Genomic DNA, 12,765 nt, shown 5'->3' on the forward strand with positions numbered 1-12,765 from the left:
CCAATGAAACTGACCGAGACACAATTAAAAGATGAACTCGCCACAGTTTTAGGCATTTCCCCTGAGATCATCACTGCCGACGCTTTAATGGTTGATCTCGGTCTTGATTCCATGGGGCTCATTATGTTGGTAGAGAAATGGCGAGCTGATGGCTACGAGGTGGAATTCAACGACCTGATTGCTGCCCCCACCTTTGGTCAGTGGCTCGACATTCTCAGCACCTAAAACCACAGGACATATAACCATCGTGCTGCCACTACTAGGCAGCCAAAAAGCTGGGAGTTATCAGTGTTTTATCGCGATGCAGAGATCATCGATGCCTGTGCGACAATGAACAACCCTGCGCACTTTTTATCCCAGCTTCTCACCCAGGGAACCCCACTACATCACCCCACCGGGATCGAGATGACTTTCCTTGTGGATCTCTGCGAGCTTGACCCCGCCTACGGGGTCTCTCCACCAGATGACGTTCATGTATGGATTAATCGCCTGACCGATAAGACACGCCACGCTCACGGGTTGATGCGCCAGGTCCCAGGAACATCCGTGTGGGTCCGCACCTTGACAATTCCCCCAACTGTGCGCGCTTCCTATTGCTTCCGCATCAATGCTGGCCACTATCGCCCTCCAGGGCACAATAATTATCCTCACTTCTTCGACCCCCACGCCCGATTCGGTCATCTCATTTCTGAAGGGAGAAAAGGGCTCTCGCTCATCCGCGGGCGGTCGGCTCCCCCACACCGTATATGGGATGCACTCACGCACCCACACCCGGCGCGCTTCGATTGCTCACCCGAGGGTATCTACTCCTATTTTCCGGCAATCCCTTGTGCTGATTTGCCCCTGCTGATTCTGCTCGACGCCGATATATGGTTTCAGCGTCTCCACCTTGAGGTGGCGCTCGATCAGGCCATCGCGCACGGCATGATTCCTCCGGTTGCTGTTATCGGCCTTGGTTTTTCCTCGCCCGATAAGCGTCGCCAGATGCTCACTGTAAATCCCGAGACTTCGCATTATATTGCTTCCCAATTACCTCTTATGGCCCAGCAATTGGCTAAGACCCGCGGCCATCGCCTCAGCAGCGCCAAGCCTCTCATTGCAGGTCAGAGCCTTGGGGCTTTTCAGGCGCTGTATATAGCTCTTAATTGTGCTGATCTTTTCGGGGCGGTTATTGCGCAGTCACCGTCGCTGTGGTGGCACCCAGGGCCGGAAGCCAGCCCGCGCGATCTAAATAACCAGGTGCTTCCATGGCTGGTCACCGAACTCTATGAGCTGAGCATTCCACAGCGCCTACCCCACTTCTATATCTCCACAGGACTGCGGGAGGATCAACTCCTACCGCATGTTATGTCATTAATAACAGCCCTCGATGACCTAGATTGGCCCCATTCATTTTCTCTTATCGACGGCGGCCATGACCTCGCGTGGTGGCGGGAGACGCTTTTCGACGATCTAAGCGCCGCCCTCAGCGAGTACCCACGCGCCCACCTCGATCCTCGCGCTTTTTCGACTACCTATCCCCGATAAGGACTCATCATGCATTCCCCCACTACCTACATCGCTCTGAGTCCCACGCAGCAATCTATGTGGTTCGCCCATATGCTTGACCCCACCAGCGCGCAGTACCAAACCGCGGAGCTCATCATTTTCGACGGCGAGGTAGATATCGATCTCCTCCGCACGGCCATCACGCAGTGTATTCAATCGGTGGAGGTTATCAATGCTCATTACGATAGTCCGCACCGCGCCGTGCTCCAGCCGAATCCGTGCCAGGTGACCGTGGTAGAGGCGCCCGTTGATTACCCTAGAAAGTTCGCCCGCACCATCATGCTTACCCGGCTTAATGGCGATCTCGTGGGAGAAACACTCACTGCTCACTGGCTGTTTAGGGATCAAGATCATAGGGTGTACTGGCTGGCTCGCTTTCACCATATCTGCTGTGATGGTTTCTTTGTCAATGCTCTTATCCGCTGGATAGCGGATACCTACACCGCCTTCGTCAATCACGCGCACTTACCGTCGTCACCCTTTATTCCTCCTGACTATGTGGCAGCAGAATTCACCCTTGAACCGCCTACTCCGAGTGCGGCGACACGCGATTATTGGAGTGCGACTCCGCTGGTCACCCCACCCCCTTTGCTGGAACCGGCGGGAGATGAACTCATGGTCAGCGCTAGGGCCACTGTAGCTGCTTCGGCGCGCCGATCATTTATGGCTTTAGCGCGCGAGTATCACGCCCAGGAGCTGGAGTTATTATTGGCGAGCTTGGCTCATTATTGCGGTGTGCTCTCAGGCGTCACCGAGCGCATTAGTATCGGGGTCCCCATGATGAACCGCCCCCTAGGACAGGCGCTGGTAAGCCAGGGCCCCTTAGTCAATGTTCTAGGCCTCGACGTTGATCTTCATATCCCGCAGCCTGGAATCGATATCAACGAGGTATCTAAGGCGCTGAGTCTCCTCCGCGCCCATAGTGATATCAGCGCGGCCCAATTGCGAGCGCTTAAAGGGATCTCGGATCCCTATGAGCGTTTTATTGGGCCGCATCTAAATTTCCGGCCCTTTAGCCCGAGGTTTCAATTTGCAACGATCCAAGCACTCCTGGAGACCATTGCCGTGGGGCCGATTAATGATTGCGAATTCATCATTCAGTCCACACCATTAGCGGAATTAGAAATAATTGTCTTGGGTCGCGGCTCCAATAACGCGCACCTTGTTCGCGACCACGCCCAGCGCTTCGCTGAGTTTATCAGCACACTAGATATCTCGGGTGGCCCCCTCTTTGCGGGAAAATCTGTAGCTACGGCGCATGAACGTATTTCCATTGCTCATTACCAAGGGAAGCAACGAGCCATCGAGTACCAGACCCTCGGAGAGATGATCACCGCTGCCCGCAAGCGATATGGTCAGCTGGATAAACTTCTTGGTACCTTTGACCTCGGTAGGGAAGATCTGCGTTGGCTTAGTGCTCCCGAGGTATGGGCGAGAGTTGATAGGCGATGCGCGGCTCTGCGCAGCTACGGTCTCCAGCCCGGGCATATCGTCGTCCTGCATATAGAACGCGGAATGGAATTCCTTCTTACTGTCGCGGCTCTTGCTCTCATGGGAGTGACGTGGTGCCCAGTAGACCCCACCCTGCCGCTAGCGCGACGCACCTATATGATCGACGCCAGCGGAGCGGACGTGGTAATGTCTGCCACTTCGCTCGATCACCCGATCCCTACTATAAGGGTCACCGATTCCACCTGCTCAGCTCCTACGTCCCCTATCCGATCCCCCCATGCGCATCCACAGTGCGCCTATATCCTTTTTACTTCCGGATCCACTGGCGCCCCGAAGGCGGTAGCAAATTCTCAGGCAGGTATTGTCAATCGACTCAGCTGGATGTGCGAGTATTACCAGATAACACCTGAGGATATTGTGCTGCATAAAACACCCAGTTCTTTCGATGTGTCAGTATGGGAGTATCTCTTAGCTTTTACTCACGGGATCCCAACTGCGATTGCGACGCCACTAGCTCATAAGAATCCAGCCGTCATTGCCTCCCATCTCACTCTGGCGCACGCCACGATTTGTCATTTTGTGCCTGCCGCCCTCACATCCTTTTTAAGTTTCACTCAACACCCCTCGAAAAGAGACCAGTGGGACGCAGCTCGCTTTAATCTGCGCGCCCTTATCTGCTCAGGTGAGGCATTGGAGGCAAGCCTGGCATCTCGCGCTCAGGATTTCTTTGATGCTGATATTCATAATCTTTATGGACCCGCCGAGGCGGCGATTGATGTCACCGCCCATACCTTTACACCGACCGATCATCTGGTCCCCATTGGGGCACCGGTATGGAATACCGATATCCATATTGTTGACCCCTATTTCGCGCCCCTGCCACCAGGCTTTAGCGGCACTGTACTGATTGGTGGCGTACAGGTGGGATTGGGATATATAGGGCGCGAAGATCTCACCGCGCAGCACTTTATTACCCTCCCCCACCTGGGCCCCACCACGCTCTATAACACCGGTGACACGGCTTATTGGTTGAATGGGGAGCTGATCTATACGGGGCGAGCAGATAGCCAGGTGAAAATTCGCGGCCAGCGTGTGGAGCTCGCGGAGATCGAGAATACCCTATCGAAGCTCCCCGAGGTGCTCGCCGTGGCGGTCGTTATTGACCACAGCCATGGGGACCCCAAAATTGTGGCTTATTATATTCCCGCTGATCGAGAAGTTCCCGAATTACTCGATCGCCATGCACGCTCCTTCCTCGCGGAATATATGGTGCCCTCGTTCTATATAGCGCTTGACGCTTTCCCCATGACTCCCAATGGCAAACTAGATACCCAGGCCCTACCAGCCCCCGTCCCAGAGCACACAGGTGGCGCAATAATTTCACTCGATCCCACGGAACAGGCAGTCCACAAGGCTTTTGAAGAGGTTCTGGGGCAGCGTGTCAACGATGCTGATCAGAGTTTCTTTTCCCTAGGCGGTCATTCGCTTAGTGCGGTGGACTTGGCGCTGAAATTTCCGCAACTTAGTGTGGCAGATATATTTGCCCACCCCACGATTTCCGGCCTGGCTAAATGTCTGAACTATTCAACAGATGCTGGAGGTTTCGATCCGGTTATTACTCTGCGTCCGCATCAAGGTGGGGCAGCTATTTTCTGCTTCGCTCCAGCAGGTGGACTCACCTGGTCCTATTCCCCCCTGGCGCACCTCCTGGAAGAGTACGATCGGCACTCAGGTAGCGGCATTTTTGGTATGCAATCTCTGGGTATTCTCGATACTGCGCACCGAGCAACCAGCATTCAGGCACAAGCGCGAGCTTCACTAGATAAAATTCGAGAGCTGTGGCAGATCCATCATTTTAGCTCTGTCGTGCTTGTCGGCTGGTCGGTGGGTGGCGTTGTGGCTCATGAAGTGGCCTGCCAACTTCAGCACAGCTGGGACGGTGTCGCTATCAGCGGACTCTATCTCCTTGATGCCTACCCTCCTCAGGTATGGCAATCTGTGCCGATCCCCTCTGAGGAGGAGTTATGGGCAGGAGTTCTCGCCATGGCAGGGCTCAAGCGCGCCGATGATACTCCCCTGAGCGCAGCTGAGATCATCGCGGCCATGAGGGATTCCCATGGAGTTTTTTCCCAGTTGCGTGACCACGAAATTGATGGCATTAGGACAATGGTGGCGCACAATGCATCGTTGATGCGTGAGCACACTGCAGGCTTTTACTCTGGGCAAGCGGTGCACTATACCGCGGGGCTAGATCGAGCAACCCGGTTACCGGAGATTACGGTGAGCGCTTGGGATCATCTGATTGAGCACCTGGAGTGCGTTGAGTATCCCGTCAATCATCCAGGGATGGTGGGAGTAGAGGTTCTAAATGACCTGGCTCAGCGGATTTCGCATTAAAAAAAGACCCTGTGAAGATATTTTCTTCACAGGGTCTTTCAACCACACAGATTTAGCGTGCCTTCTCGACGATTTCTACGAGACGGAAGTGCTTATCTTTTGAAAGTGGACGGGTCTCTTCGATGCGAACCAGATCGCCAATGCCGGCAATCTCATTCTCGTCGTGAGCCTTTACTTTCGAGTTGGTACGGATGGTCTTGCCGTAAAGAGCGTGCTGGTGACGGTCTTCGAGCTCAACCACGATAGTCTTCTGCATCTTGTCAGAGACGACATAACCGGTGCGTACTTTGCGTGCGCCCTTTTCCTTCTTGTTCACTTTTGCCTCACTCATAATTAAGCCTCAGCTCCTGGAACTACAGACAGGCCAAGTTCGCGCTCGCGAATGACAGTGTAGATACGAGCAATATCGGTCTTCACTGCACGCAGGCGGCGGTTATTGGTCAACTGACCGGTTGCGGCCTGGAAGCGCAGGTTGAACAGCTCTTCCTTAGCCTCAGAGAGGCGGGTTGCTAGCTCCTCGGCGTTCAGCTCGCGAAGCTCGTGTGCGGGGGTACCGTTAGCCATTAGAACTGGTCCTCCTTCTTAACAATACGAACCTTGCAAGGAAGCTTCTGGCCTGCACGACGCAGCGCCTCAAGAGCGGTTTCCTCATTTGGGTAGCTCATCTCGAAGAGAATGCGACCCGGCTTGACGTTTGCAATCCACTTTTCCACAGGGCCCTTACCGGAACCCATACGAACACCGAGTGGCTTCTGGGTCAGTGGACGGTCTGGGAAGATATTGATCCAAACCTTGCCACCACGTTTGACGTGCCGGTTAATTGCAATACGTGCAGACTCGATCTGACGGTTGGTGATATAGGCGGGCTCGAGAGCCTGGATCGCGTAATCACCGAAAACAATGCGGTTACCGCCCTTAGAAACGCCACTACGGTGTGGACGGTGCTGGCGGCGGTATTTCACGCGCTTTGGAATAAGCATAGGTCTTAGCCCTCCTGCTTCTGCTCAGCGCGCTGACGACGCTGGCCACCGCGACGCGGACGTGCGTTGCGGTCACCGCGGCCACGGCGCTCTGCTGGTGCGTTGATTTCACTCTCGCGACGGCCGCCGACAACGTCACCCTTGTAGATCCACACCTTGACGCCAATGCGTCCGAAGGTGGTGTGAGCCTCGTAGGTGCCGTAATCGATTTCGGCGCGGAGGGTATGTAGTGGAACGCGACCTTCGTGGTAGCGCTCGGTCCTAGACATTTCGGCACCGCCGAGACGACCAGAACATACAACCTTGATGCCCTTGACGTGAGGCTGACGCATAGCGCCTTGGATTGCCTTACGCATAGCACGGCGGAATGCCACACGGTTGGTGAGCTGTTCGGCTACCGACTGTGCAACCAGCTGTGCATTGGCGTCAACGTTCTTGACCTCGAGGATATTGAGGGCAACCTGCTTACGGGTGAGCTTCTCGAGCTCGCCGCGCAGACGGTCAGCCTCGGAACCACGGCGACCGATCACAATACCCGGGCGGGCGGTGTGGATGTCGATGCGGACGCGGTCGCGGGTGCGCTCGATAACAATATCGGCGATACCAGCGCGGTCGAGGGTTTTGGTGAGGAACTCGCGGATCTTGATATCTTCTGCGAGGTACTCTGCGTAATTCTTATCGGCGTACCAGTGGGACTTCCAGTCGGAAGTGATACCCAATCGGAGACCGTGTGGATGGATCTTCTGTCCCACGTTTATGCACCTGCCTTTTGGCTCTCGACAACCACGGTGATGTGGCTGGTGCGCTTGCGGATCGCGAAAGCACGACCCTGGGCGCGAGGCTGGAAACGACGCATGGTGGGGCCCTCGTCAGCATAGGCTTCAGAGATGACCAAGGTGCGTGGATCCAAGCCGAAGTTATTCTCAGCGTTGGCCGCTGCGGAATGAATCACTTTAGCTAGTGGCTCAGAAGCATGCTGGGGAGCGTACTTCAAGATAGCCAGAGCTTCTTCGACTGACTTGCCGCGTACGAGATCGATAACACGACGAGCCTTCATAGGGGTTACGCGGACGAAGCGGGCGGTCGCGCGTGCGGAATTGATTTCGCTCATCGCTTATCGACGTCCCTTCTTCTTATCGTCTTTAATATGACCCTTGAAGGTCTTGGTTGGTGCGAATTCACCCAGTTTGTGGCCGACCATGGAGTCGTCTACGAATACTGGAACATGCTTACGACCGTCGTGAACGGCGAAGGTGTGTCCAATGAAATCTGGGAGAATGGTGGAACGGCGGGACCAGGTCTTGATGACCTGCTTCGTACCCTTTTCGTTTTGAGCGTCTACCTTCGCGAGGAGGTGCTCATCGACGAACGGGCCTTTCTTTAGGCTACGTGGCATCTTTCCTTACCTCCTCTTAGCGCTTCTTGCTCTTATTAGACCGGCGACGCTGCACGATCATATTGTTGCTGTACCGGTTCGGGTTGCGGGTACGGCCTTCCTTCTTGCCCCATGGGGACACTGGGTGACGACCACCAGAAGTCTTACCTTCACCACCACCGTGTGGGTGGTCGACCGGGTTCATAACGACACCACGGACGGTTGGGCGAACGCCCTTCCAACGCATACGGCCAGCCTTGCCCCAGCGCACGTTGATTTGATCAGCATTGCCAACCTCACCAACGGTAGCGCGGCAACGGATGTCGACGCGGCGGATTTCGGAAGATGGCATACGCAGTACAGCGTATTTACCAGCCTTACCGAGCAACTGGATGGATGCACCAGCAGAACGGGCGAGCTTGGCGCCGGCGCCAGGCTTGAGTTCTACGCAGTGGATAACGGTACCAGCTGGGATATTACGCAGTGGCAGGTTGTTACCAACCTTGATATCAGCATTGGCGCCAGCTTCGAGCATCTGCCCCTGCTTGAGGCCCTTAGGAGCCACGATATAGCGCTTCTCGCCGTCTACGTAGTGCAGCAGGGCGATATTAGCGGTACGGTTCGGGTCGTACTCGATATGAGCGACCTTAGCGGGGATACCATCTTTGTCATTGCGACGGAAGTCGATGAGACGGTACTGCCGCTTATGTCCACCACCCTTGTGGCGAACAGTGATGTGGCCGTGTACATTACGGCCACCCTTCTTGGGAAGTGGGCGAACCAGGGACTTTTCCGGGGTCGAGCGAGTGATCTCCTCGAACATGGAAACGGAGCTCTGGCGGCGACCCGGGGTTGTCGGCTTGTATTTACGAATAGCCATAGTTTTTCCTTACCTCGACTCTCTTAAGCGCTCTGGCCGAAGATGTCGATTGTGTCGCTGCCCTCACGGAGCGTCACGTAGGCGCGCTTGGTGGCTTTGCGGGAACCAAAACCGGAGCGAGTGCGCTTGCGCTTGCCCTCTCGATTAATGGTATTCACGGAAGCTACCTGAACGCCGAAGATCTGCTCGACGGCAATCTTGATTTCGGTCTTATTAGCGGTCTTAGCGACGTAGAAAACATAAGTGTTTTCTTCCATCAGACCATAAGACTTCTCGGATACAACCGGTGCGAGGATAATATCGCGGGGATTTGCGATCTTAGCCATTAGTTCTCCTCCTTAACCGCACCCTGGGTGCGGGTGATGAAGGTATTGAGAGCCTCGACGGAGAATACTAGATCATCAGACTTGAGCACATCATAGGTGTTCAGCTGATCAGCGAATAGCACCTGGACATGCTCTAAGTTGCGAGCACTCTTTTGGGCAGTAATATCCTCACGGCCGACGACGAACAATACGTTGCGACGATCGGTGAGACGCTCGAAGAACGTCTTTGCGGACTTGGTTGAAGGGGTTTGACCAGGAACGAGCTCTTCCACCACGTGGATGCGTGCGTTGCGTGCACGATCCGACAGGGCGCCGAAGAGAGCGGCCTTGATCATTTTCTTCGGGGTACGCTGCGCATAATCGCGTGGCTTAGGGCCGTGCGAAATGCCACCACCGGCGAAGTGAGGTGCGCGGATCGAGCCCTGACGAGCACGACCGGTTCCCTTTTGACGGAAAGGCTTACGCCCACCGCCACGGACTTCACCGCGAGTTTTGGTGGAGTGGGTACCCTGGCGCTTAGCAGCGAGCTGAGCGTTGACTACCTGGTGCAGCAGCGCGATTGAGACTTCACGATCGAAGATCTCTGCTGGCAACTCAACGGTGCCATTGGTGGCACCTTGAGCGGTGTGGACGTCCAATGTTAAATGGCTCATGCGTGTGCACCGCCCTTCACTGCGGTCTTAACGGTCACGATGCCTCCACGGTTGCCCGGGATTGCACCCTTGATCAGGATGAGGTTAGCATCGGCGTCAATCTTCTGAACCTTGAGGTTCTGGGTTGTGACGCGGTCGGAACCCATGCGGCCAGCCATGCGCTTGCCCTTGAAGATGCGGCCTGGGGTAGCGCAAGCACCAATACCACCGACACGGCGGTGAGCTGCTTGGTTACCGTGGGATGCACCCTGTCCGGCAAAGCCGTGGCGTTTCATGCCGCCGGCGAAGCCTTTGCCCTTGGAGGTACCGGTGACGTCGACGAAGGTGGTGCCTTCGAAGATATCAGCGGTGACTTCCTGGCCGACTTCGTAACCAGACACATCATCCATGCGGATTTCGGCTACGTGACGGCGCGGGGTAACTCCGGCCTTGTTGAAGTGGCCGGTGCCTGGCTTGTTTACTTTGCGTGGGTCGATATCGCCAAAGGCGATCTGGATGGCGCTATAGCCATCGATTTCGGGGGTACGAATCTGGGTTACAACGCATGGCCCAGCTTCAACGACGGTCACCGGTACTACGCGGTTCTCTTCGTCGAAGATCTGGGTCATACCGAGCTTGCGGCCCAGAATGCCCTTGATCTCAGTTTCACTCATTATTTATTCTCCGGATGCCAAGAAAGTCGTCGATTACACAATATTCACATCGACGCTGGCCGGAAGATCGATGCGCATGAGCGCGTCGACCGTCTTCGGCGTCGGGTCGAGGATGTCGATGAGGCGCTTGTGAGTGCGCATCTCGAAGTGCTCGCGAGAGTCCTTGTACTTATGGGGAGAACGGATAACGGCATATACGTTCTTTTCGGTTGGCAATGGCACTGGGCCTACCACTCGTGCACCCGTACGGGTGACGGTCTCGACAATTTTGCGTGCAGACGCGTCAATTGCTTCGTGGTCGTAGGCTTTTAGCCGAATGCGGATCTTTTGTCCCGCCACGCTTTCCTCTTCCTCGCTTGTCCCACTTCCACAATGGATTGGTGGGAATCGCTTCATCTTATTCTCTATAACGTTGTCCAGGAGTTCTTGGGATACCTGGGCGCAACGCCAGTTTCTTACTTGATTGTCTATTCCAGACTTGCTAGGAAAATGTCGAACATGTCGATGTGGCTACAAAGCTCACAAACTTTGGCCTTTTCACTAGCCCTCGGGGTACAAGACCCAAGAAGTCAAGCCGGAAGGGATCGGGCGCTAGGTTTTCACCTAGGTGATCACTTACGTACTGCCGCTGTTTATTTGCCATGCATCCACGTCACTTATCCTGGCCTTCAAATAGAACTCGCGTGAGCTCATTCTCCTTGAAGAAACCTCCTAGATGCTTCAGTAATAACAAGGCCGCTAACCCTCGTAAGGAGGATCCGTACCTCTTAAATACTAAAGTCACCTTAAGTGAAGGTGTCATGTTTGCTTTGCCAGCCTCACTGAAACCGCTTGAGGGCGATACCAGTGCACCTGTCAAAGCAACCTGATTATTAAAACATGTATGAAGGAAAGTTGCAAGCTAGATTGCCAATTTGTTTCAGCGCTTAGCACACCACCTTTATCACTTCATATCCTCCCTGAATGCCGATCGGCTCCCTAACGTAGCTGCGGCGGCGGAGATTCTATATAACACCGGATGACAGGTCGCGCAATCTACCGCGCAATCCACGAGGTGGAAAATTGTACGAATGGCACAGAAGCCCCCCTCGTGGGTCTATATGCTCGCCACGAGGGGGGATTCGGCTACTCTCGTTTTGCTCCTAGGGTGGACCTTTAAGAGTGTAGATCACGCGGGGTGCGGCCATTCTTATAGGCTTCAAGCCTAGAATCGTCGCATTCTAGTTGGGTACGCGGCCATTTCAAGAGAGTGGCTCCGGCCTCGTAGGTGCTCTGTAAGAAGGCAAGGACTGCAGCGCGAGGATCGGCCGACTGGCGAACTACCTCATAGGGAAGCAGAAATTGCTGGAATTCCTCACTATAATAAGCGCCTTCGGGGGCGATAGCTGCGCGCTCGAATCCCTCGGGCACGGGGTAGGCGTAGGCATAGAATGCTCCCTCGTCTCCCCCACCCGGCCAGAAGCCGCAGCTGGATAGTTCGTGCGAATAACCTTCAACCATGACCCAGTCGCCACAGTTGGGCGCGCCGCCCGGGTGGCGGGGGGCGAGTTCTCCACTAAAGCGCGTGCATGCAAGATCAAAGGAACCAAAGAAGAAGTGAACGGGACTGACCTTGCCAATATAGTCAGCACGGAATTCACCGATGAGATTATTCGCTTGCACAAGTTGTTGGAAAAATGCCTCGATTGCGCTCTTATCGTAGGCAGCGTCGGTCTCATTTGTGCGGAAGTCAGGTGCGGGGTCTACTTCGGTTGGGATAGGTCGAATATCGAATGGGACCTCGATCGCCTCCATTGCCTCTGCCACGAGACGGTAGAACGCGGCCACGCTCATGGATTGCAAGGCAAAATGTGCCCGCTTTCCATTTGAGCGACGGAAGTGGATCTCATGGGCGAGAAAGTCGAACTCTATATCAAAGGATCCGTCTTCAAAGGGGATCGCGGATGTACTTAGACCCGCTGGGGTGACATAGAGCGCCACTTGCCACCAGTGATTGACGAGGGGTGCGTAGGCCATGCGGATCTTGCCGATGATTTGTGTCCACATATGAACAGTCGTGCGGGTTTCTTCCCAATCGGCAACTTTGAGCGCAGGCCAGCCGGAGTGGAGAGAGTGGGTCATGATTTAAGCTACTTTCGCGTACGTGATGGATAGGAAAGTTGATAAGTCAACTACTTATAGTTTAAGCCACCCCACACCTCGGCGCCAGCCGCTGCACCGGGGCTTTTAGCACTATGCTCTCGATCACATACACACATCGCCAAAGGATGATGAGAAGTCACTAAGGAGTACCTCCTATGAGATCCAATGAATAAAATTGGATCATCATCACCCGCAGCTCCGCCCTAGACCTCACTACCTAGCCCCGGAAGGATGCTCATCAACCCGATACCACAAAACAACTGGGAGAAGACTTGATTTATCCAGTTCAAGACTAAGAAAACCGGTATTTTTGGCCCCTAAACCTAGCTTCAATAGGGAGAAAATCCAGCAGCAATAAT

The 12,765-nt window shown here is 54.7% G+C and carries 15 protein-coding genes; 3 read left to right on the plus strand and 12 right to left on the minus strand.

The window, feature by feature from the left end:
* Positions 1-3 precede the first annotated feature (3 nt).
* The 3 genes from NXT01_RS03385 (at position 4) to NXT01_RS03395 (ending at position 5,397) form a co-directional block, all read left to right on the plus strand.
* The gene (locus tag NXT01_RS03385) at positions 4-225 is read left to right on the plus strand and encodes a phosphopantetheine-binding protein (RefSeq protein ID WP_259077398.1); all 222 of its coding nucleotides are present in this window, start codon (positions 4-6) and stop codon (positions 223-225) included.
* Between the two features lie 63 nt (positions 226-288).
* Positions 289-1,527 (plus strand): alpha/beta hydrolase-fold protein, encoded by a 1,239-nt coding sequence (locus tag NXT01_RS03390; protein WP_259077403.1) that lies wholly within the window; start codon positions 289-291, stop codon positions 1,525-1,527.
* A gap of 9 nt (positions 1,528-1,536) precedes the next feature.
* Positions 1,537-5,397: an AMP-binding protein gene (locus tag NXT01_RS03395; protein WP_259077405.1), complete on the plus strand. Its 3,861-nt coding sequence runs from the start codon at positions 1,537-1,539 to the stop codon at positions 5,395-5,397.
* Positions 5,398-5,449: 52 nt separating this feature from the next.
* On the opposite strand, the gene rpsQ is transcribed toward NXT01_RS03395, so the two are convergent.
* The 12 genes from rpsQ to NXT01_RS03455 all read right to left on the minus strand — a co-directional run bounded on the left by rpsQ (position 5,450) and on the right by NXT01_RS03455 (position 12,385).
* Positions 5,450-5,728: a 30S ribosomal protein S17 gene (rpsQ, locus tag NXT01_RS03400; protein WP_259077418.1), complete on the minus strand. Its 279-nt coding sequence runs from the start codon at positions 5,726-5,728 to the stop codon at positions 5,450-5,452.
* A gap of 2 nt (positions 5,729-5,730) precedes the next feature.
* A complete protein-coding gene (rpmC, locus tag NXT01_RS03405) occupies positions 5,731-5,961 on the minus strand; it encodes a 50S ribosomal protein L29 (RefSeq protein WP_259077419.1) in 231 nt (76 codons plus the stop codon).
* A complete protein-coding gene (rplP, locus tag NXT01_RS03410; protein WP_259077427.1) occupies positions 5,961-6,377 on the minus strand; it encodes a 50S ribosomal protein L16 in 417 nt (138 codons plus the stop codon). The genes rpmC and rplP overlap by 1 nt, the downstream gene beginning before the upstream one ends.
* Before the next feature lie 5 nt (positions 6,378-6,382).
* Positions 6,383-7,129 (minus strand): 30S ribosomal protein S3, encoded by a 747-nt coding sequence (rpsC, locus tag NXT01_RS03415; protein ID WP_259077429.1) that lies wholly within the window; start codon positions 7,127-7,129, stop codon positions 6,383-6,385.
* 2 nt (positions 7,130-7,131) lie between these two features.
* Positions 7,132-7,488 carry a 50S ribosomal protein L22 gene (gene rplV / locus NXT01_RS03420; RefSeq protein ID WP_259077431.1) on the minus strand — a complete coding sequence of 119 codons (357 nt, stop codon included), beginning with the start codon at positions 7,486-7,488 and terminating at the stop codon, positions 7,132-7,134.
* 3 nt (positions 7,489-7,491) lie between these two features.
* The gene (gene rpsS / locus NXT01_RS03425; RefSeq protein ID WP_207118735.1) at positions 7,492-7,773 is read right to left on the minus strand and encodes a 30S ribosomal protein S19; all 282 of its coding nucleotides are present in this window, start codon (positions 7,771-7,773) and stop codon (positions 7,492-7,494) included.
* A 16-nt stretch (positions 7,774-7,789) separates the two neighbouring features.
* Positions 7,790-8,632 (minus strand): 50S ribosomal protein L2, encoded by an 843-nt coding sequence (rplB, locus tag NXT01_RS03430; protein WP_259077437.1) that lies wholly within the window; start codon positions 8,630-8,632, stop codon positions 7,790-7,792.
* 23 nt (positions 8,633-8,655) lie between these two features.
* On the minus strand, positions 8,656-8,958 hold the full coding sequence (gene rplW / locus NXT01_RS03435; protein WP_259077439.1) for a 50S ribosomal protein L23: 303 nt from the start codon (positions 8,956-8,958) through the stop codon (positions 8,656-8,658).
* On the minus strand, positions 8,958-9,611 hold the full coding sequence (rplD, locus tag NXT01_RS03440) for a 50S ribosomal protein L4 (RefSeq protein ID WP_259077441.1): 654 nt from the start codon (positions 9,609-9,611) through the stop codon (positions 8,958-8,960). Before rplD ends, rplW begins: the two co-directional genes overlap by 1 nt.
* Positions 9,608-10,264 (minus strand): 50S ribosomal protein L3, encoded by a 657-nt coding sequence (gene rplC / locus NXT01_RS03445; RefSeq protein WP_259077442.1) that lies wholly within the window; start codon positions 10,262-10,264, stop codon positions 9,608-9,610. Before rplC ends, rplD begins: the two co-directional genes overlap by 4 nt.
* Before the next feature lie 33 nt (positions 10,265-10,297).
* The gene (rpsJ, locus tag NXT01_RS03450) at positions 10,298-10,603 is read right to left on the minus strand and encodes a 30S ribosomal protein S10 (protein WP_259077445.1); all 306 of its coding nucleotides are present in this window, start codon (positions 10,601-10,603) and stop codon (positions 10,298-10,300) included.
* An 816-nt stretch (positions 10,604-11,419) separates the two neighbouring features.
* Positions 11,420-12,385 carry a DUF5996 family protein gene (locus NXT01_RS03455; protein ID WP_259077447.1) on the minus strand — a complete coding sequence of 322 codons (966 nt, stop codon included), beginning with the start codon at positions 12,383-12,385 and terminating at the stop codon, positions 11,420-11,422.
* Positions 12,386-12,765 lie beyond the last annotated feature (380 nt).

It is taken from the genome of Corynebacterium sp. ES2775-CONJ, from assembly GCF_024814515.1.
Classification (GTDB): domain Bacteria; phylum Actinomycetota; class Actinomycetes; order Mycobacteriales; family Mycobacteriaceae; genus Corynebacterium.

Coding starts and splice junctions, on each gene's coding strand:
- rplB (WP_259077437.1), bottom strand. CDS start 8,632: ATGGCTATTCGTAAATACAAGCCGACAACCCCGGGTCGCCGCCAGAGC.
- rplV (WP_259077431.1), bottom strand. CDS start 7,488: ATGAGCGAAATCAATTCCGCACGCGCGACCGCCCGCTTCGTCCGCGTA.
- rplP (WP_259077427.1), bottom strand. CDS start 6,377: ATGCTTATTCCAAAGCGCGTGAAATACCGCCGCCAGCACCGTCCACAC.
- NXT01_RS03455 (WP_259077447.1), bottom strand. CDS start 12,385: ATGACCCACTCTCTCCACTCCGGCTGGCCTGCGCTCAAAGTTGCCGAT.
- rplD (WP_259077441.1), bottom strand. CDS start 9,611: ATGAGCCATTTAACATTGGACGTCCACACCGCTCAAGGTGCCACCAAT.
- NXT01_RS03385 (WP_259077398.1), top strand. CDS start 4: ATGAAACTGACCGAGACACAATTAAAAGATGAACTCGCCACAGTTTTA.
- rpmC (WP_259077419.1), bottom strand. CDS start 5,961: ATGGCTAACGGTACCCCCGCACACGAGCTTCGCGAGCTGAACGCCGAG.
- NXT01_RS03395 (WP_259077405.1), top strand. CDS start 1,537: ATGCATTCCCCCACTACCTACATCGCTCTGAGTCCCACGCAGCAATCT.
- rplC (WP_259077442.1), bottom strand. CDS start 10,264: ATGAGTGAAACTGAGATCAAGGGCATTCTGGGCCGCAAGCTCGGTATG.
- rpsQ (WP_259077418.1), bottom strand. CDS start 5,728: ATGAGTGAGGCAAAAGTGAACAAGAAGGAAAAGGGCGCACGCAAAGTA.
- rpsS (WP_207118735.1), bottom strand. CDS start 7,773: ATGCCACGTAGCCTAAAGAAAGGCCCGTTCGTCGATGAGCACCTCCTC.
- rplW (WP_259077439.1), bottom strand. CDS start 8,958: ATGGCTAAGATCGCAAATCCCCGCGATATTATCCTCGCACCGGTTGTA.